We start from the raw sequence: 18,087 nt of genomic DNA, 5'->3' as shown, positions 1-18,087 counted from the left end.
GCGGTTCTCCACGCACCGTTTCTTGATTTTGAATTCCCAGGAACTTCATGACCTCCTTGTCCGCTTATCGCGCGCAGTGGTTCGGCAATGTGCGCGGTGACCTGCTCGCCGGGCTCGTCGTTGCACTCGCGCTCATCCCCGAAGCCATCGCCTTTTCCATCATCGCCGGCGTCGATCCTCAGGTCGGCCTGTACGCGTCTTTCTCGATCGCCGTTCTGATCGCATTCGTCGGCGGCCGGCCGGGCATGATCTCGGCTGCGACCGCCGCAACCGCCGTTCTCATGGTCACGCTGGTGCGCGATCATGGGCTGCAATATCTCCTCGCCGCAACCGTGCTCGCAGGACTTCTGCAGATCGCCGCTGGGCTTCTCAAGTTGGGTTCGGTGATGCGGTTCGTCTCGCGTTCCGTGATGACCGGGTTCGTCAACGCGCTCGCAATCCTCATCTTCATGGCGCAGATTCCCGAACTCGTCGGCGTGCCGAACCTGACCTATGTCATGGTCGCCGCCGGCCTCGCGATCATCTACCTGTTCCCCTATCTCACGAAAGCGATCCCGTCGCCGCTGGTTGCCCTCGTCGTCCTGACGGCGGTCACGATCTTCTTCGGCTTCGATCTGCGTACGGTGGGCGACATGGGCGAACTGCCGTCCACGCTCCCGATCTTCCTGATCCCGGACATTCCGCTCAATCTCGACACGCTCTTGATCATCCTGCCCTATTCGGCGGCGGTGGCGGTCGTCGGCCTGCTTGAATCCCTGATGACGGCGCAGATCGTCGACGATCTCACCGACACGCCGTCGGATCGTCATCAGGAGTGCATCGGACAGGGCATCGCCAACACGGCGACCGGCTTCATCGGCGGCATGGCCGGCTGTGCGATGATCGGGCAGTCGATCATCAATGTGAAGTCCGGCGGTCGCGGACGGCTGTCGACCTTTGCCGCAGGCGTCTTCCTCCTGTTCATGATCCTCGTGTTGGGCGATCTGGTCAGCCGGATTCCGATGGCCGCGCTGGTCGCGATCATGATCATGGTGTCGATCGGCACCTTCTCCTGGTCGTCGATCGTCAACCTGAAGGATCATCCGCGATCCTCTTCCATCGTCATGATCGCAACGGTCGTCACCGTCGTCTTCACGCACAATCTCGCCTATGGGGTCATCGTCGGCGTGCTTCTGTCGGGCATCTTCTTCGCCTGGAAGATCGCGCAGCTCTTCCGCGTGTCGTCGAGCCTCAGCGCGGACGGGCGTCACCGGACCTATGTGGTCGAAGGCCAACTCTTCTTCGCCTCGGCGGAAGACTTCATGGCCGCCTTCGACTTCAAGGAAGCTGCGGAAAAGGTGACCATCGACGTCTCGCGCGCGCATATCTGGGACATCTCCAGCGTGGCCGCGCTCGACATGGCGGTGCTGAAGTTCCGCCGCGACGGCGCCGAAGTGGAAATCGTCGGCATGAACGCGGCGAGCGAGACCATCGTCGATCGCCTCGCTATCCACGACAAGCCCGGCGCACTCGACAAGCTGATGGCGCATTGATCCGCCCTCGCCCGTCGATTTGCCTCACCATCCATGCTCCGGCCAGGTTGCCGGTAGGGAGGACTGCATGACCGAAAAACTCATCGCCCTTGTCGATGGCTCGATCTATTCGAAAAGCGTCTGCGAGAACGCAGCCTGGATCGCGCGGCGCACGGGCGCGCCCGTCGAACTCCTTCACGTTCTCGGCCGAAGAGAAACGGCGAGTTCGGACCTGTCCGGCTCGATCGCGCTCGGCGCTCGCACGGCGTTGCTGGAAGAACTGTCGAGCCTCGACGAACAGCGCTCGAAGCTGGCACAGAAGCGTGGCCGGGCCATCCTCGAAGACGCGGAAGCCGTCCTCCGCTCTGCCGGTGTTGAAGACGTCACTTCAAGACTGCGGCACGGCGATCTTCTGGAAACGGTGGCCGATGCGGAGCCTGGCTCACGCGGCATCGTCATCGGCAAGCGCGGAGAGGCCGCGGACTTCGCCAGGCTTCATATAGGCTCCAACCTGGAACGCATCGCGCGATCGGCCACCAAGCCGGTATTCGTGGCAGCGCGTGCCTTCCGCCCCATCGAAAAGGTATTGATCGCCTATGATGGCGGTCCAAGCGTGATGAAGGCGGTTGACCATGTCGCCCGCGCACCGCTCTTTGCGGGCCTCGACATCCGGCTTCTGACCGTTGGCAGTGAGAGCGCCGACGTGCGGCGGCGGCTGGAGGATGCGCAGGCGACGCTTCGGGCCGGCGGTCATACCGCGTCGATCGAAATCGCATCCGGCCAGCCGGAGACGGCGATTTCCGACGTCGTCGAACGCGACGGCATCGACCTCCTCGTCATGGGCGCCTATGGCCATTCGCGCATCCGTGCGATGATCATCGGCTCGACGACGGCGCAGATGATGCGGTCCTGCAAGATTCCGGTCGTCCTCTTCAGGTGAAGCCTCGCCTTCTCCGCAGCGTGGGAGTGCAATGTCGGGCCTTTCGACGATGCGCTCATTGTCTCCCCCGGCGCCTAGTCCTCGAAAATCGCGACCGCGCGGGTAAAGCCGGCCGATGCCTTCTCGATCTTGAAGGGGAAGCAGGCGATCATATAGCCGGTCGGCGGCAGCAGATCGAGGTTCGCGAGCTTCTCGATGTGGCAATAGCCGATCTCCATGCCGGCCCGATGGCCTTCCCAGATCAGCGAGGCGTCTCCTGTCTCGGCGTAGCGCCGGGCGGTGTGAATGAAGGGCGCGTCCCAACTCCAGGCGTCGGTGCCGGTGACGCGCACGCCGCGGCTGGTCAGATACAGCGTCGCTTCCCTGCCCATGCCGCAGCCGGAGGCGAGGTAGTCGTCCTGGCCGTATCTGGCCGCAGCAGAGGTGTTGACCACGACGATGTCGCCCGGATCGATCTCATGGCCGATGCGCTGAAGCTCGGCTTCGACCTCGCCGGCCGTGACGACATGCCCGTCGGGCAGATGACGGAAATCGAGCTTCACGCCCGGACCGAAGCACCATTCCAGCGGCACCTCGTCGATGGTCAGGGCGCGCTTGCCCCCGTCCATGGTCGAATGGAAGTGGTAGGGCGCGTCGAGATGTGTGCCATTGTGCGTCGAGACGACCAACTGCTCGATCGCCCAGCCCTCGCCGGCCGGAAGCTGGTCTCTGGTCAGGCCGGGAAAGAAGCCGGTGATCTGACCGACCGACTGTCGGTGATCGACATAGGTGATCTGCGGCTCGGTGCCTTTGGGATCGGAGGCGATGCCTGCCTTGAGCGCGGTGGAGATATCGACGATCCGGCGCGCCATGACGTGAACCCTTCTTCCAACAGGTCGAGGCAGATGCCCGCAAATAGCACGATCGAGACGAGGGCGGATAGCGCATCAGCGAATTGCCCCATGCCTTGCCGACCGGGGGCGGTTCATGCCGTCTGGCGACAGACATATTTGAGGTCGGTATAGGCTTCGAGCCCGTGGCGGGAGCCTTCGCGGGCGAGCCCCGCCTGCTTGACGCCGCCGAACGGAACGGGCGCCCCGGTGATCTTGGTGCGGTTGACGGCGACCATCCCGAATTCGAGCCGATCGCACAGGCGCGCGATGCGCGCATCGTCGCGCGTGTGCAGATATGCGACGAGGCCGGTTTCGGTCCGGTTGGCCTTGTCCAGCGCCTCCGCCTCGTCGTCGAAGGGCGCGAAGGCGGCGACGGGACCGAACGTCTCTTCGCGGAAGATCAGCGCGTCGTCCGGCACGTCGGCCAGAACCGTCGGCTCGAAGAAGAACGGCCCGGCGCGATGCCCGCCGCCGCCCGCAAGCAGCCGGGCGCCGCGCGAAAGCGCGTCCGCCACATGCTCCTTCTGCTTGGCCACGGCGCGGCCGTCGATCAGCGGCCCGATCTGCGGATCACTCATGCCGGCGCCGACCCGCATCGCCTTCACCTTGTCCGCGAAGGAGGCGACAAACCGTTCGTAGATCGGCCGTTCGACAAGCAGCCGGTTGGCGGCGAGGCAGTCCTGGCCGGAGGTGGCGAACTTGGCCGCGACGGCGCAATCCACCGCGCGATCCATGTCGCAGTCGGCGAAGGCGAGAAACGGTGCGTGCCCGCCGAGTTCCATGATCAGCCGCTTTATGGTGGGCGCCGATTGGCCGTAGAGAAGCCGGCCGACCTCAGTCGAGCCGGTGAACGACAGCGCCCGCACGAGCGGCGAGGCGGTCAGGGCGCCGACGATCTCCGGCGCGTTCCCCGTCACCACGTTGAAGACGCCGGCCGGGAAGCCGGCGCGCTCTGCGAGTTCTGCGAGCGCCAGCGCGGAGAACGGCGTCTGCGACGACGGATGCGCGACGACCGTGCATCCGGCGGCAAGCGCCGCGGCCGCCTTGCGGGTCAGCATCGCGGATGGAAAATTCCAGGGCGTGACGAGCGCGGCGACCCCGACCGGCTGGCGGGTCAGGCGCATCTCGGCGTGCGGCAGATGCGACGTGACGCTCTCCACGTTCAGCCGTTTGGCTTCCTCGGCATAGAACTCGACGAAGGAGACCGCATAGTCGATCTCGCCGCGCGCTTCCGAGAGCGGTTTGCCCTGCTCCTGCACCATCAGCAGCGCGAGATCCTCCTTCGAGGCAAGGATGAGTTCGAACCAACGGCGCAGGATTTCGCTTCGCCGGGCCGGCAGTTGCGCCGACCACGGAAGAAAGGCGCGCTGTGCCGCTTCCACCGCCTGCCGTGCATCGGCGGCGCTCAGCGCTGGAACGCTGCCGACGCGGGAACCGTCGGCCGGGTCCGTCACGTCGATGGCGCGGGAGGTCGAGCCAGCTGTCCATGCGCCTCCGACATAGGAGAATTCTCGAAACAGGCGCGGGTCGGCAAGCATCGACAGCGAGGCTTTCTCGATCATTGCGGCGGAAGCGGGCATGATGGGCAACCTCTTATTGGGGGACGGCGACAGTATCGACGGAACGCGGCCCGAATTTCTTCGGTTCCGGCGCCCTGGCGCAGACGATCCTTCGCAAGTTCGGCGTCTTGTCCGACTATCCTTTGCCGCCGATCAGCAGGTCGAAGGGCAGCCCTGCCGACTGCTTCACCGGCTTGGTCACGACATAGGTGAAGTAGCGGGCGATCCCGGTCCTCGCCTCCAGCAGATGGTCGACCAGCCGCTGATAGGAATCGATGTCGCGCGTGACGATCTGCATGATGTAGTCGAAGCCGCCGCCCACGGCCCAGCAGGTCACGATCTCGTCGAGCGGCGCGATGGCGCGTTCGAACAGGGCGAAGTCTTCGGCGCGATGCTGCTCCAGTTCGACCGCCATGAGGACGACGATATGCGCGGCGATCTTCCGAAGCGACACCTCGGCGCGATAGCCGACGATGATGCCGGCGTCCTCCAACCGCTTCAGCCGCTCCCAGCATGGCGCTGCCGACAGGTTTATGCGCTTTGCGAGGTCGGCTTTCGAGACCCGGCCTTCCTCGCGCAGGATGGCGAGCATCCTGAGGTCACGGTCGTCCAGCTTCAGCATGGGAGCCTTTCATGCGGATCGTTTTCGGCCGGAGCGGGAAGCAGAGTGCGGCCATGGCGACATCAGGTCAGGATGGACGATCCTGCGCCAGCACTGCGCGCGCGCTCCACCGCGAAGGTCGCGATGGCGGTGTCCTGCGCGCCGGTGCCGGTCAGGTCGCAGATCGTGATCTGGTCGTCCGACATGCGCCCTTCGCGCCTGCCAGAGACGATGTCGCCGAGTTCGGGCGGCGCGCCGCCCTGCCATGCGCCCGCAGCGATGGCGCTGCGCAACTCTCCGAGCAATTCGCACTGGGCGACCCTGTCGCAGACATAGAGATCGGCTCGGCCAAGCGCAGCGGCTTCGATCTCGTTCTTGCCGGCCTGGTCGGAGCCCATCGCCGTGACGTGCAAGCCCGGATGCAGCCATTCGGACCGCAGCACCGGATGCTCGGCCGGCGTCGTGGTGACGACGAACTGGCTGTCCGCCACGAGGCGGGCGGGATCGGTCACGGCCTTTGCCGGGATTCCGAGCCGCGCACCGAGATCGGCCGCGCATATCCGCGCCTTTTCCTCGTTGCGCCCCCAGACCAGGAGCTTGGCGAACGGGCGCACGAGATGCGCCGCCTCTATTTGAAGCCTCGCCTGCGTGCCGGTGCCGATCACGCCCGCCGTTTCGACCGTGGCCGGTGCAAGATGCCGCGCGGCGACGGCGCCGGCTGCGGCGGTGCGGACATCCGTCAGATAGCCGTTGTCGAGAAGCAGCGCCTGCACCAGGCCTGTCTTCGCCGAAAAAAGGATCATCAGCCCGTTGAGGCTCGGCAGCCCGATCTTCGGATTGTCGAAAAAGCCGGGGCTCACCTTGATGGCGAAGCCCTCGAAGCCGGGGATGTAGGCTGTCTTGACATCCACCTCGCCATTGGCCGCCTCTATGGCCATCGACAGGACCGGCGGCATCACCACGGAGCCCGAAGCGAGCGCGGCGAAAGCGCGCTCCACGACGGCGATTGCAGACAAATCGAGCTTGACCACTCCCCGCAGATCCGCCTCGGTCAGGATCGTCACTTCATGCGGCATAGGCGCGGCCTTTCAGTTGGACGTCCCCGAGCGCCACGCCGCGTCCGGCGACGATGTCGGTGAAGATCGCCATGTCCACGTTGCGCCCGGTGAGGATGGTCGCCACCGGGCCGTCGAATGCCGGCAGCCTGCCGGCCTTCATCGCGGCGATGCCCACCACGCTCGCGCCCTCGGCGATCATGCGGTCCTCGAAATAGAGCGTCTGCATCGCGTCGTAGATCTCGTCTTCGGTGACGAGCACGCAATCGTCGAGAAGATCGCGGCACATCGACAGGGTCAGCCGGTTGTGGGCGCCGATGCCGCCGCCGAGCGAGTCGGCGAGGCTGGCGACTTCGTCGACCTCGATCGGCCTGCCGGCGCGGATCGACTCCGCCATCGCCGCGCCGCGGTCCATCGTGATGCCGATCACGCGGATCGACGGCTTGATCGCCCTGGCGGCCAGTGCGACGCCCGCCGCGAGCCCGCCGCCGGACAGCGGCACCAGAATCGCCGCGAGATCCGGCCGATCCTCCAGCATTTCCAGCCCGATCGTCCCCTGCCCCGCAATTACCATCGGGTCGTCGAAGGGCGGGATTGAAACCAGCCCTTCGTCGCGCGCGAGCCGCACGCTTTCCTCATGCGCTTCGTCCTGGCTGCGCCCGACGATGCGCACCTCTCCCCCCAGCGCCCTGATGCCGTCGACCTTCGCCTGCGGAACGAGCGCGGACATGCACACGACCGCCCGCAAGCCGCTCGCCCTGGCCGCATGGGCGATGCCCCGGCCGTGATTGCCGGTCGAACAGCAAACGACGCCGGGCGCGCCGGCCGGAACGGCGGCGACCGCGTTGAGCGCGCCGCGCAGCTTGAACGCGCCGATCGGCTGCGCCGTCTCCAGTTTCATGAGGAATTCCTGGTTCGCGACGGCACTCATATGCGACGAGGGCACCAGCGGCGTGCGCACCGCCACGCCGGCGATCACCCGCCGCGCGGCCAGAATGTCGGCGAGGTCGATCGTCAAGTCGCCTCCTTGACCGCGCTCAGAAACTGCCGGGTGCGCTCCTTTTGAGGGTTGCCGAAAAGCTCTTCGGGCGTTCCCTGTTCCTCGATGCGGCCGCCATAGAAGAAGCAGATGCGATCGGAAATGTCCTTGGCGAACCCCATCTGGTGCGTCACCATCAGCATGGTCAGATTGTGCTTTCCCACCAGTTCCCGAATGACGTTGGTCACTTCGCCGATCACCTCCGGGTCGAGCGCGGAGGTCACTTCGTCGAACAGCATGACCTTCGGCCGCATGGCGAGCGCGCGCGCGATGGCGACGCGCTGCTGCTGGCCGCCGGAAAGGCGGGAGGGATGCTGGTCGCGCTTGTCGGCCATGCCGACCATCGCCAGAAGCTCCTCCGAGCGCTCGCGCGCTTGCCTTTTCGACAGGCCCAGCACATGCACCGGGCCTTCCATGCAATTTTCCAGCGCCGTCATGTGCGGGAACAGGTTGAAGTGCTGGAAGCACATGCCGATCTTCGAGCGGATCTTGCGCAGATGCCGGTCGTTCGCCCGAACCAGCCTGCCGTCCCGCTCCATATGGGTGAGCGGCTCGCCGTCGACATAGATGACGCCGCCATTGATGGTCTCGAGCGTCATCAGCATCCGCAGCACGGTCGTCTTGCCCGAACCGGACGGGCCGATGATCGTGACCATCTCGCCCTCTGCCACGTCGAGGTCGAGCGCATCGAGCACCACGAGGCTGCCGTAGGATTTGGTGACTTTCCGGAAGCTCACCATCGGGGCCGTGTCGCGCTCCAGCGCGAGAGGGAAATCTGATATGTCCGAAATATCCATCAGCCCATTCCGAGTTTGCGCCGCACCCAGCCCTCGAAGAGCCGGATCGCCGCCGCCGTTGGCAGCGAGATGAGAAGGAAAATGATGCCGACCAGCGTGAAGGGTTCGAGGAACCGGTAGGTCTGCGACCCGATCGCGTTGGCCGTGTGCATGAGTTCGGCCACGCCGATCACCGACAGCATCGGCGTGTCCTTGAAGATGCCGACCAGATAATTGCCCATGCCGGCCAGAGACGGCGGCAAAGCCTGCGGGAGAATGACGCGGAAATAGGTCCGGCCCGTCGACAGGTTGAGCGACCTGGCGGCTTCCCACTGTCCTTTCGGCACGCTTTCCAGCCCGCCGCGATAGACCTCCGAAAGATAGGCGGCATAGTGCAGGCCGATGGCGATCATGCCCGCCGTCCATGGCGACAGCCGTATGCCGAATTGCGGGCCGACATAGAAGACGAAGAAGATTTGCAAAACCAGCGGCGTCGAGCGAATGAACTCGACCATCTCGCGCACCGCCACGGTCAGCACGGTGAGCGGCGTGCGCTGCGCCAGCGCGAGCACCAGCCCCAGCACCACGGCGATGGCGTAGCCGAGGCCGGCCGCCAGGAGCGTGTTGCCGGTGGCCGCCAGCAGGCGGGGCAGGATTTCCCAGGTGAAGTCCCAGCGCCAGTCGAGCATGGCCTCAGACCCTCCCCATCTTGCGCATCATGAAGCGTTCCAGCCAGCGCATGAAGGGCGTGACCATGAAGCGCGCCAGCACGTAATAGATGACCAGGGCCGTGCCGAAGGCTTCCGCGGACAGGAAGGTGGTGCCGTTGATCTGCTTGACCTGGAACATGAGGTCGGTGACCGAGATGAGCGCGACGAGCGCGGTTCCCTTCAGCAGTTCGATCAGGAGATTGCCCCAGGACGGCAGCATGATGAGCACCGCCTGCGGCAGGATCACTCGGCGCATCCGCTTGGCCGGCGACATGTTGAGCGCCAGCGCGGCTTCCCACTGCCCCTTCGGCACCGAGAGGATCGCGCCGCGTACCAGTTCCGCGCCATAGGCGCCGAGATTCATGCCGACCGCGACGAAGCCGGCGGTGAACTTTTCCAGCGTGATGCCGAAGAGCGGCAGCACGAAGAAGATCCAGTAGAGCTGGACCAGCAGCGAGGTGCCGCGGAATATCTCGATATAGACGGTTGCGATGCCGCGCACCGCCCTGTTCGGCGCCATGCGCATCAGCCCGGCGGCAAGCGCGATCGCCACGGCCAGAAGCGAGGCAAGCACGGTCAGCGCCATGGTGACGAGCGTGCCGCTGACGATCCGGTCGCCATACTGGCTGAGAAACTCGAAGTAGGACATGCCGCTCAGACCTTCTCGAAGGCCCCTAAGGCGAGGCAGGCGCCGTCTGCGCCGGCGCCGCGGAGGGAGGCCGGACCGGCAGGACCGGCCCGGCCTTCGTCATGTCAGCGGTTGGCGCAGACCCACTCGGTCGTCTGGTCGCCCGGAAGCGACCCCTCGCCATAGCCGTATTCGGCGACCGCTGCGAGCATGTCCTGCGAACCGATATAGTCGGCCAGCGCGACGTTGAACTTGTCGAGGAAATCGCGGTCGGACTCGCGGAAGCCGATGCCGGCCCAGTTGAATGAGTCCTCCGGCATCGCGCTCGGGTCGGAGGCTTCGACGGCGCCGCCTGAACTGTCGGCAAGCTGTTTCATCGTGAAATATGTGCCGGCGCCCGCATCGGCGCGGCCGGCACGCACGGCGGCCAGAATTTCGGTCGGTCCCGGCACCTGCATTATGTCGGCCTCGTCCACGCCGGCGGCCATGGCGGCCTCGATGTTTGAATAGCCCGAACCGGTGACCATGATGGCGTCGTTCTCGACGAGGCTGGCATAGTCGCCGATGTTCTTGGGGTTGCCGGGCGCAACGATGAAGCCATCGCCGATGGTCGCGATCGGTTCGGAGAAGGCGATGTTCTCGCAGCGGCTGGCCAGAATGTTCATGCCGCCGGTCACGATGTCGAAGCGGTTGGCATTGAGACCTGGAATGAGGCCGCCCCATTCGGTCTGCACCGGCTCGATGTTGTCGTAGCCCATCTGCTCCAGAATGGCGATCGTCATGACGTTGACGAAGCCCTTGGGGCTGCCGTCGTCGCCAGGATAGGCGAAGGGAACCTCGTTTGCGAAACCGATGCGGATCGGCTCGCCGCTTTCAGCGCGTTCCATCAGGGACTGCGCGTTGGCCACGCCAGCAAAACCGAATGCGAAGGCCGACACGCCGATGACGGCGAGGCCCTTGACGATTGCGTTCTTCATAAGGCTTCTCCTGTGTTCCACCACCAAATCTTCTTATGTTGTGCACAACAACATGCTATACGAGATTGTGTCAACGGAATTGTAGGACTCTCCGCTAATATTCTCCTATCCCAAACACGCAATCCGGCGTAGTTGTATACATTCGAATTCGATCATGCCCGACGCATGGAGATCATATGCTGACTGTGGAATTGCCTTTCTCCCGTGAGGAATATGCGCGGCGGCTCGCCAGGGTGCGCAGCGCGATGGAGCGGAAGGGCATCGACGTGCTCTTCGTCGAGGACCCTTCCAACATGGCCTGGATCACCGGCTATGACGGATGGTCGTTCTACGTCCATCAGGGCGTGATCGTCTTTCACGATCGCGATCCGATCTGGTGGGGGCGCGCGCAGGACGGCAACGGCGCGCTGCGGACGGTGTGGATGGGGTCGGATCGCGTCCAGCCCTATGGCGAAGCCTACATCCAGTCGACGGTGCGCCATCCGATGCAGGACCTCGCCGCGATCCTGACGCGCGAAGGCTATGCAGGCAAGCGCATCGGCCTGGAACTGGAGAACTACTATTTCTCGGCCAAGGCGTTCCTGACGCTTCAGGCGGAACTGCCGAATGCGGATCTCGTCGACGCCACCGGGCTGGTGAACTGGCAGCGATCCGTCAAGTCTCAGGAGGAAATCGTCTTCATGCGCCGCGCGGCGCGCATTTCCGAGACGATCATCGACGGCATCGTGAGCCGGATCGAGCCGGGCATGGCGAAGAACGATCTCGTCGCCGAGATCTACCGCGACGCCATCCGCGGCGCCGACGGCCACTGGGGCGACTATGCCGCGATCGTGCCGATGCTGCCGAGCGGGACGGACGCCGCTGCGCCGCATTTGACCTGGGACGGCCGGCCGCTGGCGGCAGGCCAGGCGACCTTCTTCGAAATCTCGGGATGCTATCGCCGATACCATGTGCCGTTCTGCCGGACCGTGTTCCTCGGCAAACCGCCGCAGCATCTGGTCGATGCCAGCAAGGCGCTGGTCGAGGGCCTCGACGCCGGGCTGGAAGCCGCGCGGCCGGGAAACCGGGCCTGCGACGTCGCCAACGCGCTGCACGACGCGCTGCTCAAGGCCGGCATCAAGCGCGATGCGCGCTGCGGCTACGGCATCGGCATTTCCTATCCGCCCGATTGGGGCGAGCGCACCATTTCGTTCCGCAAGGAAGATGAAACCGTGCTCGAAGCCGGGATGACATTCCACTTCATGCCGGGCATCTGGATGGAGGACTGGGGCCTCGAGATCACCGAGAGCATCCTGATCCGCGACGGCCAGGCAGCGGAGTGCCTGTGCGACCGGCCGCGCGAACTCTACGTCAAGGATTGAAACGGTGGACGATCTTGCCCGAACGAAGGCGATCCTTGCCGACCTGGTCGCCTTTCCCACCATATCGGCCGACAGCAATCTGCGACTGATTACCTATGCCGGCGATCTTCTGTCGAGCGCCGGCGCGCAATTGTCGGTGTCGCTCGACGAGAGCGGCAACAAGGCGAACCTCTTCGCCACGATCGGTCCCGAGCGCGATGGCGGCATCGTCCTGTCCGGCCATACCGACGTGGTGCCGGTCGAGGGACAGGACTGGACCAGCGATCCGTTCGTCATGAGCGAACGCGACGGGCGCCTCTACGGTCGCGGAACCTGCGACATGAAGGGTTTCATCGCCGCCTGCCTTGCGGTCGCGCCGCGCTTTGCCCAGCTAGATCTTGCGCGGCCGCTGCATTTCGCCTTCACCTATGACGAGGAGGTCGGCTGTCTCGGCGCGCGCGCTCTGGTCGACGAACTGCGCAAGGCCGGCCTTCGGCCCGCCGCTGCCATCATCGGCGAGCCCACCATGATGGGCGTCATCGAAGGTCACAAGGGCTGCTACGAATACACGACCGAGTTCACAGGCCTCGAGGGCCACGGCTCGCAGCCGGACAAGGGTGTCAATGCCGTCGAATACGCCGTCCGCTACATCTCGCGGCTCATGGCGCTCGGCGCGGAACTCAAGGATCGCGCACCGGCGGAAAGCCGGTTCTCGCCGCCCTGGACGACGGTCCAGGTCGGACGCATCGCCGGCGGAAACGCCCGCAACACCATTGCCGGCCATTGTTCCGTGGAATGGGAGATGCGGCCCGTCCACACGGACGACAGCGATCACGTCAAGCGCGAACTCGGTGCCTATGTCGACCAGGACCTGTTGCCGGCCATGCGGCACGTCTATCAAGACGCATCGATCGTCACCCACGTCATCGGCGAGGTGCGCGGCCTTTTGCCGGTCTCGCAGTCCGAGGCGCGCGACATCGTCTTCGAACTGACGGGCAACCGGCAGAGCGAACTCGTCTCCTTCGGCACGGAAGCCGGCCTGTTTCAGGAGATCGGCATCTCGTCCGTGATCTGCGGCCCCGGCTCGATCGCACAGGCGCACAAGCCGGACGAGTTCATCGCCATCGATCAGTTGCAAGCCTGCCTCGACATGCTGGACAAGCTGCGGCTCAACCTCGCCACGCGAGAGATGCCGACTTGAGTCGTCACGGAGGAGACTGATGATGGCCGATCACGCCGCTGGAAAACCCGCCGACGAGGGCGTCAGGGGCCGGTTCGAACGGATCTACCAGACCCTGCGCACACGCATATGTATGCTCGACTACGCGCCGGGCAGCCGCTTGCGCGAGGAGGACCTGGCCGGCGAGTTCGGCGTTTCGCGGACACCGTTGCGACGCGTTCTCGTCAAGCTGGAGGCAGAGGGCCTGCTGCGGTCCGTGCATGGCGTCGGCACCATCGTCACCGACATCGACGTCGACGAACTGGCGCAGGTCTACGAGTTGCGCATCGAACTTGCCGAGCTCGTCGGCAAGCTGTCGCCCGTCATCGTCGACGCCGCGCTCATCGCGCGCTTCCGCGACATCCGGGCGCGTTGCGACCGGATGGTCGCCGAAGGCGATCCGCGCGAGTTCTCACGGATCAACATGGAATTCTTCCATCTTTTCACGACCCTCACCACCAACGAGCCGCTGCGCGAGATCAGTGAACGGCTCTACTACCAGACGGCCCGGATCTGGCTCAAGACGGCCTCGCGCCTCGAAGGATTCGACGAACTCCTCCAGAACGAGTTCGTCACCTTCCAGCGCGAGGTCGCCGACATCACCGAAGCCGTCGAACACGGCGACCTGACGGCCGCCGGCTATGTGAGGCGCGCGCACATCGCCATGAGCTTCAGCCGCATCCGTCAGGCTTCCGGCGCCGAAGCCGGCTAAAAGGAAGCATCCGGCCGAAGCCCGTCTTGATGGTTGCCTGAGGTCGATCGGGCTCAGCGACCCGTCGCGCGGGCCAGAATGCCCGGATCGAGCGTGTCGCCCGCAAAGGCGACGAACTGGTCGGGCCGCACCAGCACGTAGCGCGCGCGATAGTCGGCCGCCTCGCCCGGCACATCGTCCTTTACGACCGTCAGCGGCACGCCCGTTCCGTTCGCGGCCGCCCGGAACCGTTCGATTTCGCCATTGCCTGCCTTCCCAAGGCACAGCAGCGTGAAGCCCGACCCCAGCCGGTCATAGACGTTCTCGCCCGTCAAAAGGCGGCGCGGCGCCAAATGATGCCCCGCCTGCGCCTTGAAGACATGCCCGCCAATAGCATTGGTCGCGCCGCCGGCGCCGGACACGATCGGCGAGCCGCGATAGTTCGGCTCGAACGCATTGACCTCGTCGCGCGCGCCCGAACCGCGTGCCGTCCATTCGCGCTCGAAGGCCCCACGGTCGTCTTCGGGATCATGCGTCTCCAGAAAGGCCCGGTCGCTCTCGATCGCCTTTTCGATGAAATCCTTTGCCGTCGAGGCGAAGACCGGCCGGCGCTCGGCATCGTAGCTGTCGAGCAGGTCCTCGCCGCCCCAGCCCTCGAGCGTCGCGGCCAGCTTCCAGCCGAGGTTCCGCGCATCCTCGAAGCCGGTATTGATGCCATAGCCGCCATAGGGCGGATGGCTGTGCGCGGCGTCGCCGGCGATGAACACGCGGCCCTTGGCATAACTGTCGGCAATCGCGATGCGCAAATCCCAGAAGCCGATATGCTCGAACGCGACGTCGAAGTCGGCGCCAACCGCCCGGTGCAGATAGGCGGTGAAATCGAAATTGTCCTTCGTCGTGTCGGCCGGCACCGGCGCATGGAAGAACCAGGTATTGCCGAGATCGACGCGGCCGAAAAACTGCCAGTAGCCTTTCAGGTCCGGGTGTAGGACGTTGTAGAACGACTTGCCGGGAAAGCGCTTCAGCAGTTCGTGCAGCCCGGTCGAGCGGAAGACGAGCAGCACCATCAGCTTGTCGTGGTCCGAGCGCGTCTGCGTGATGCCGGCCATGTCGCGGACGGCCGACTTGCTGCCGTCGCAGCCGACGAGAAAGCGCGCGCGCACCTTGACCGGCGCACCGCTCTCGCGCGGCACGGCGGTCACAGTCACGCCATCGGCATCTTCCTCGAGCGCCTCGCCCGAATAGCCGTAGAGCGTCTCGATGGCGTCGATATGGGCCGCTCGCGCCCGCAGCACGTCCTCGGTCGCATATTGGGGCAGTCGCTCATTGTCGGTGAAGTAATAGGGCCGCACGAGTTCGCGTTGCAGCCAGTCATAATGATAGTCGCCGAGAAGTGTGCCATACGCGGTGAGCCCGCCGATCCCGTATTCCTTCGGCACGGTGCGCGCGGCGCGCAGTTCCTTCTCCGCACCCCAGAAGTGGAAATGCTCCATCGTCCGCTGCGTCAGGTTCTGGCCCTTCGGCACGCGCTGCGGCGTCGGATAGCGCTCGACGACGATGGTGCGGATGCCGCGCTGGCCCAGTTCGATCGCCAGCCCCATGCCGACAGGGCCGCCCCCCACGATCACCACATCGGTCTGCCGTTCATCTGCGTTCGTCATCATCGCCCGTTCATTGCGTATGCACTGAGAAGCCCGGCGCTTCAGATCGCGCCGGCCTCGAGATAAACATGCTTGGTTTCGAGGAAATCGTTCAGCCCCTCGACGCCGTGGAGCCGTCCGAGACCCGACTGGCGATAGCCGCCCGTCTCGCCCTCGGCGAAGAGCCGGCCATGGCAGTTGAGCCAGACCGTGCCGGCGCGAACGGCGCGCGACATGCGCATCGCCCGGTTCAGATCGCGCGTGAAGACGCTCGCCGCGAGGCCGTATTCGGTCGCGTTGGCCTTCTTCATCGCTTCCGCCTCGGTTTCGAAGGTTTCGATGGAGACGATGGGACCGAAGAGTTCGTCCTGCACCAGCGGGGACGACAGATCGTCGATCCTGAAAAGCGTCGGCGTCAGGAACGCACCCTTTGACAGCGGCTCGTTCGGGACGCCCCCTTTCAGCACCATCTCGCCCTCGTCACCGGCCTGCTCGATCAGCCGCGAGACGCGGTCGCGATTGCCCATGTCGATCAGCGAGCCCATCTGGCTTTGCGCATCGCCGCCTGGCCCGACCTTCACGGCGGAGAACGCCGCCTTGATCCGGTCGGTGAACGCCTTCTCGATCGATTTCTCGACCAGAAACCGTGCCGCCGCGACGCAGATCTGGCCCGCCATCACCAGCGAGCCGGCGGTCAGTTCGCGCACCGCCTGGTCGAGATCGGCATCGGCGAACACCGTCGCGGGCGCCTTGCCGCCAAGTTCCAGCGATAGCCGCTTCAAGGTCGGCGCCGCGCCCGCCATGATGCGCTTGCCGGTCGCGCTCGATCCGGTGAACGAGATGACGTCGATGTCGTGCGACGCCACCAGTGCTTCGCCGACTTCAGACCCCTGTTCGTTGACCGAATTGACGACGCCCTTCGGCAGCGAGGGGCAATCGGCGAGGCAGCGCATGATCCGCGCATGAATCAGCGGCGTCTGCGGCGCGGGCTTGATCACGGTCGTGCAACCGGCGGCGAGCGCCGGGGCCAACGAGCGGGCGAGCAGCGTCACCGGGGCGTTCCATGGCACGATGATCGCCGCGACGCCGGCCGCCTCGCGGTTCATCATCGAGAAATTGCCAGGCATGGTCTCAATCGTGCGGCCGAGCACGGTGCGCGCGAGCCCCGCATAGTAGCGAATCTCCGAGATCGCACCCATCGTCTCCCCCAACGCCTCGCGCCTGAGCTTGCCGTTTTCGGCGACGATCAAGTCTGCGATTTCGCCCTTCGCCGTTTCCAGCCGGTCGGCGAATTCGAACAGCACCGCCGCGCGCAAACGCGGCGACGACGCCCAGCCGGTCGTCTCGAAGGTCTCGCGGGCAAGCGCCGCGGCCTGGTCGGCGAGGGCCTTGGTGCCCGGCTCATAGGAACCGAGCACACTGCCGTCGGCGGGGTTCAGGCTGTCGCGCGCGCCTGCCCCCTTCACCCATTCGCCGCCGATATAGTTGAGTGCGGCCGTCATGCCGCCTCCAGCCCGAGGAATCTGCGCGCATTGCCCTCATAGAGCTTGGCGCGCAATTCGTCGGAGATGTCGAGTTCGTCGAGGATGCGGATAGTTTCGCGGATATACATCGGTCCGCCTTCGGGATCGAACGGCGCGTCGGACGCGAACATCACCCGGTCCTCGCCGAAGAACTCGATCGCGTGCTCGATCGCCTTCGACGAGCCGAAGGACGCGGTATCGGCATAGAACTCCTTGAAATAGTCGAGATGCGGGCGCTTCAGCGCCTTGCGCACCGCCGCCAAGTCGCGGTCCGTCGTGCGCTTGCCCATCTGGTCCCAGCCGGGGCCGACGCGGCCCTCGAAGAACGGGATCATGCCGCCGGCATGGTGAGTCAAGACCTTCAGCCCCTCGAACCTGTCGAAGAAGCGCGAGAACACCATGCGCGCCATCGCGGCCGACGTCTCGTAGGGCCAGCCGAAGGTCCACCAGATCTCGTATTCGGACCGGCTCTCGTTCTTGTAGTCGGCGAAATTCTCGCCTCGCGCCGGGTGCAGCCAGACCGGCTTGCCGGCCTTCGCCATATAGTCGAAGAACGGCGCGTATTCCGGCAGATCGACCGGGTTGCCGGCGATGTTGGTGAAGATCTGCATTCCGGCGGCGCCCAGATCCTCGACCGCGCGGCGGCATTCGGCGACCAGCGCGTCGGGATTGTTCATCGGCGCGGTGCCGACGAAGGCCGGGAAGCGCTCGGGATATTTTTGGCAAAGCTCGGCCATCGAATCCGAGCCGATCTTCGACAGTTCGAGCGCCTTTTCAGGTCCGGCCAGCTTTTCGAGCGGCGGCGAGGCGAGCGAGAGCACCTGCTGGTAGTCCTCGCCGAACATTTCCATGACCTCGAAGCGGCGGTCGAGATCGGTCATCATCGGCACCGCGCCGGAGCGCATAGTGATGTCGGTCATCTCGCCGATATGGCCGATCAGCGCATCGAAAAACGGCTTCGGCCAGATGTGGTTGAAAATGTCGATCTTCTTCATGGAACCTCCCT

17 protein-coding genes are annotated in these 18,087 nt (G+C 65.1%); 5 read left to right on the top strand and 12 right to left on the bottom strand.

The annotated features are described in order from the left end of the window. Window positions 1–47 precede the first annotated feature (47 nt). Both PZ895_RS02665 and PZ895_RS02660 read left to right on the top strand, forming a co-directional pair. Window positions 48–1,532, top strand: a complete 1,485-nt coding sequence (locus PZ895_RS02665) for a SulP family inorganic anion transporter (RefSeq protein WP_275837485.1) — start codon at window positions 48–50, stop codon at window positions 1,530–1,532. A gap of 67 nt (window positions 1,533–1,599) precedes the next feature. After that, the gene (locus PZ895_RS02660; RefSeq protein WP_275837484.1) at window positions 1,600–2,451 is read left to right on the top strand and encodes a universal stress protein; all 852 of its coding nucleotides are present in this window, start codon (window positions 1,600–1,602) and stop codon (window positions 2,449–2,451) included. A gap of 74 nt (window positions 2,452–2,525) precedes the next feature. Here PZ895_RS02660 and PZ895_RS02655 read toward each other — a convergent pair whose 3' ends face one another. The 9 genes from PZ895_RS02655 to ehuB form a co-directional block, all read right to left on the bottom strand. Further along, window positions 2,526–3,302: a cyclase family protein gene (locus PZ895_RS02655; protein WP_275837483.1), complete on the bottom strand. Its 777-nt coding sequence runs from the start codon at window positions 3,300–3,302 to the stop codon at window positions 2,526–2,528. A 113-nt stretch (window positions 3,303–3,415) separates the two neighbouring features. Further along, a complete protein-coding gene (locus tag PZ895_RS02650) occupies window positions 3,416–4,903 on the bottom strand; it encodes an NAD-dependent succinate-semialdehyde dehydrogenase (RefSeq protein WP_275837482.1) in 1,488 nt (495 codons plus the stop codon). Window positions 4,904–5,018: 115 nt separating this feature from the next. After that, window positions 5,019–5,504 (bottom strand): Lrp/AsnC family transcriptional regulator, encoded by a 486-nt coding sequence (locus PZ895_RS02645; protein ID WP_275837481.1) that lies wholly within the window; start codon window positions 5,502–5,504, stop codon window positions 5,019–5,021. Between the two features lie 62 nt (window positions 5,505–5,566). Continuing rightward, entirely contained in the window at window positions 5,567–6,559 is a 993-nt protein-coding gene (locus PZ895_RS02640; RefSeq protein WP_275837480.1) for a cyclodeaminase, read from the bottom strand. After that, window positions 6,549–7,556: a hydroxyectoine utilization dehydratase EutB gene (gene eutB, locus PZ895_RS02635; RefSeq protein WP_275837479.1), complete on the bottom strand. Its 1,008-nt coding sequence runs from the start codon at window positions 7,554–7,556 to the stop codon at window positions 6,549–6,551. The genes PZ895_RS02640 and eutB overlap by 11 nt, the downstream gene beginning before the upstream one ends. After that, a complete protein-coding gene (ehuA, locus tag PZ895_RS02630) occupies window positions 7,553–8,374 on the bottom strand; it encodes an ectoine/hydroxyectoine ABC transporter ATP-binding protein EhuA (protein ID WP_275837478.1) in 822 nt (273 codons plus the stop codon). Before ehuA ends, eutB begins: the two co-directional genes overlap by 4 nt. Further along, a complete protein-coding gene (ehuD, locus tag PZ895_RS02625) occupies window positions 8,374–9,042 on the bottom strand; it encodes an ectoine/hydroxyectoine ABC transporter permease subunit EhuD (RefSeq protein WP_275837477.1) in 669 nt (222 codons plus the stop codon). The genes ehuA and ehuD overlap by 1 nt, the downstream gene beginning before the upstream one ends. Before the next feature lie 4 nt (window positions 9,043–9,046). Next, window positions 9,047–9,712 carry an ectoine/hydroxyectoine ABC transporter permease subunit EhuC gene (gene ehuC, locus PZ895_RS02620; RefSeq protein ID WP_275837476.1) on the bottom strand — a complete coding sequence of 222 codons (666 nt, stop codon included), beginning with the start codon at window positions 9,710–9,712 and terminating at the stop codon, window positions 9,047–9,049. A 104-nt stretch (window positions 9,713–9,816) separates the two neighbouring features. Then, window positions 9,817–10,668: an ectoine/hydroxyectoine ABC transporter substrate-binding protein EhuB gene (ehuB, locus tag PZ895_RS02615; RefSeq protein WP_275837475.1), complete on the bottom strand. Its 852-nt coding sequence runs from the start codon at window positions 10,666–10,668 to the stop codon at window positions 9,817–9,819. Window positions 10,669–10,844: 176 nt separating this feature from the next. Here ehuB and PZ895_RS02610 point away from each other — a divergent pair, with 176 nt between their 5' ends. From PZ895_RS02610 to PZ895_RS02600, 3 genes are read left to right on the top strand one after another with little or no spacing between them, the layout of a single operon-like run. Beyond that, window positions 10,845–12,029, top strand: a complete 1,185-nt coding sequence (locus tag PZ895_RS02610; RefSeq protein ID WP_275837474.1) for a M24 family metallopeptidase — start codon at window positions 10,845–10,847, stop codon at window positions 12,027–12,029. 4 nt (window positions 12,030–12,033) lie between these two features. Further along, window positions 12,034–13,209 carry an acetylornithine deacetylase gene (gene argE, locus PZ895_RS02605; protein ID WP_275837473.1) on the top strand — a complete coding sequence of 392 codons (1,176 nt, stop codon included), beginning with the start codon at window positions 12,034–12,036 and terminating at the stop codon, window positions 13,207–13,209. 19 nt (window positions 13,210–13,228) lie between these two features. Further along, window positions 13,229–13,939, top strand: coding sequence for a GntR family transcriptional regulator (locus PZ895_RS02600; RefSeq protein ID WP_275837472.1), 711 nt, complete (start codon window positions 13,229–13,231; stop codon window positions 13,937–13,939). A 53-nt stretch (window positions 13,940–13,992) separates the two neighbouring features. Here PZ895_RS02600 and PZ895_RS02595 read toward each other — a convergent pair whose 3' ends face one another. The 3 genes from PZ895_RS02595 to PZ895_RS02585 are packed head-to-tail and all read right to left on the bottom strand — an operon-like array spanning window position 13,993 to window position 18,076. Further along, window positions 13,993–15,582: an FAD-dependent monooxygenase gene (locus PZ895_RS02595; RefSeq protein ID WP_345803516.1), complete on the bottom strand. Its 1,590-nt coding sequence runs from the start codon at window positions 15,580–15,582 to the stop codon at window positions 13,993–13,995. 38 nt (window positions 15,583–15,620) lie between these two features. Then, window positions 15,621–17,060 (bottom strand): aldehyde dehydrogenase family protein, encoded by a 1,440-nt coding sequence (locus PZ895_RS02590; RefSeq protein ID WP_275837471.1) that lies wholly within the window; start codon window positions 17,058–17,060, stop codon window positions 15,621–15,623. Continuing rightward, window positions 17,057–18,076 carry an amidohydrolase family protein gene (locus tag PZ895_RS02585; RefSeq protein WP_275837470.1) on the bottom strand — a complete coding sequence of 340 codons (1,020 nt, stop codon included), beginning with the start codon at window positions 18,074–18,076 and terminating at the stop codon, window positions 17,057–17,059. Before PZ895_RS02585 ends, PZ895_RS02590 begins: the two co-directional genes overlap by 4 nt. Between the last annotated feature and the right edge of the window lie 11 nt (window positions 18,077–18,087).

The sequence above is a fragment of the Mesorhizobium sp. YIM 152430 genome (assembly GCF_029210365.1).
GTDB lineage: Bacteria > Pseudomonadota > Alphaproteobacteria > Rhizobiales > Rhizobiaceae > Aliihoeflea.
The sequence above is the reverse complement of the archived record's forward strand: the minus strand, read 5'-3'. Positions and strand labels throughout refer to the sequence as shown.

Excerpts from the sequence above, each read along its gene's own strand:
- PZ895_RS02610 (WP_275837474.1), top strand. The coding sequence starts at position 10,845 with ATGCTGACTGTGGAATTGCCTTTCTCCCGTGAGGAATATGCGCGGCGG.
- ehuB (WP_275837475.1), bottom strand. The coding sequence starts at position 10,668 with ATGAAGAACGCAATCGTCAAGGGCCTCGCCGTCATCGGCGTGTCGGCC.
- PZ895_RS02665 (WP_275837485.1), top strand. The coding sequence starts at position 48 with ATGACCTCCTTGTCCGCTTATCGCGCGCAGTGGTTCGGCAATGTGCGC.
- PZ895_RS02645 (WP_275837481.1), bottom strand. The coding sequence starts at position 5,504 with ATGCTGAAGCTGGACGACCGTGACCTCAGGATGCTCGCCATCCTGCGC.
- ehuD (WP_275837477.1), bottom strand. The coding sequence starts at position 9,042 with ATGCTCGACTGGCGCTGGGACTTCACCTGGGAAATCCTGCCCCGCCTG.
- PZ895_RS02650 (WP_275837482.1), bottom strand. The coding sequence starts at position 4,903 with ATGCCCGCTTCCGCCGCAATGATCGAGAAAGCCTCGCTGTCGATGCTT.
- PZ895_RS02640 (WP_275837480.1), bottom strand. The coding sequence starts at position 6,559 with ATGCCGCATGAAGTGACGATCCTGACCGAGGCGGATCTGCGGGGAGTG.
- ehuA (WP_275837478.1), bottom strand. The coding sequence starts at position 8,374 with ATGGATATTTCGGACATATCAGATTTCCCTCTCGCGCTGGAGCGCGAC.
- PZ895_RS02660 (WP_275837484.1), top strand. The coding sequence starts at position 1,600 with ATGACCGAAAAACTCATCGCCCTTGTCGATGGCTCGATCTATTCGAAA.
- PZ895_RS02655 (WP_275837483.1), bottom strand. The coding sequence starts at position 3,302 with ATGGCGCGCCGGATCGTCGATATCTCCACCGCGCTCAAGGCAGGCATC.
- PZ895_RS02600 (WP_275837472.1), top strand. The coding sequence starts at position 13,229 with ATGATGGCCGATCACGCCGCTGGAAAACCCGCCGACGAGGGCGTCAGG.
- PZ895_RS02585 (WP_275837470.1), bottom strand. The coding sequence starts at position 18,076 with ATGAAGAAGATCGACATTTTCAACCACATCTGGCCGAAGCCGTTTTTC.
- PZ895_RS02590 (WP_275837471.1), bottom strand. The coding sequence starts at position 17,060 with ATGACGGCCGCACTCAACTATATCGGCGGCGAATGGGTGAAGGGGGCA.
- ehuC (WP_275837476.1), bottom strand. The coding sequence starts at position 9,712 with ATGTCCTACTTCGAGTTTCTCAGCCAGTATGGCGACCGGATCGTCAGC.
- PZ895_RS02595 (WP_345803516.1), bottom strand. The coding sequence starts at position 15,582 with ATGATGACGAACGCAGATGAACGGCAGACCGATGTGGTGATCGTGGGG.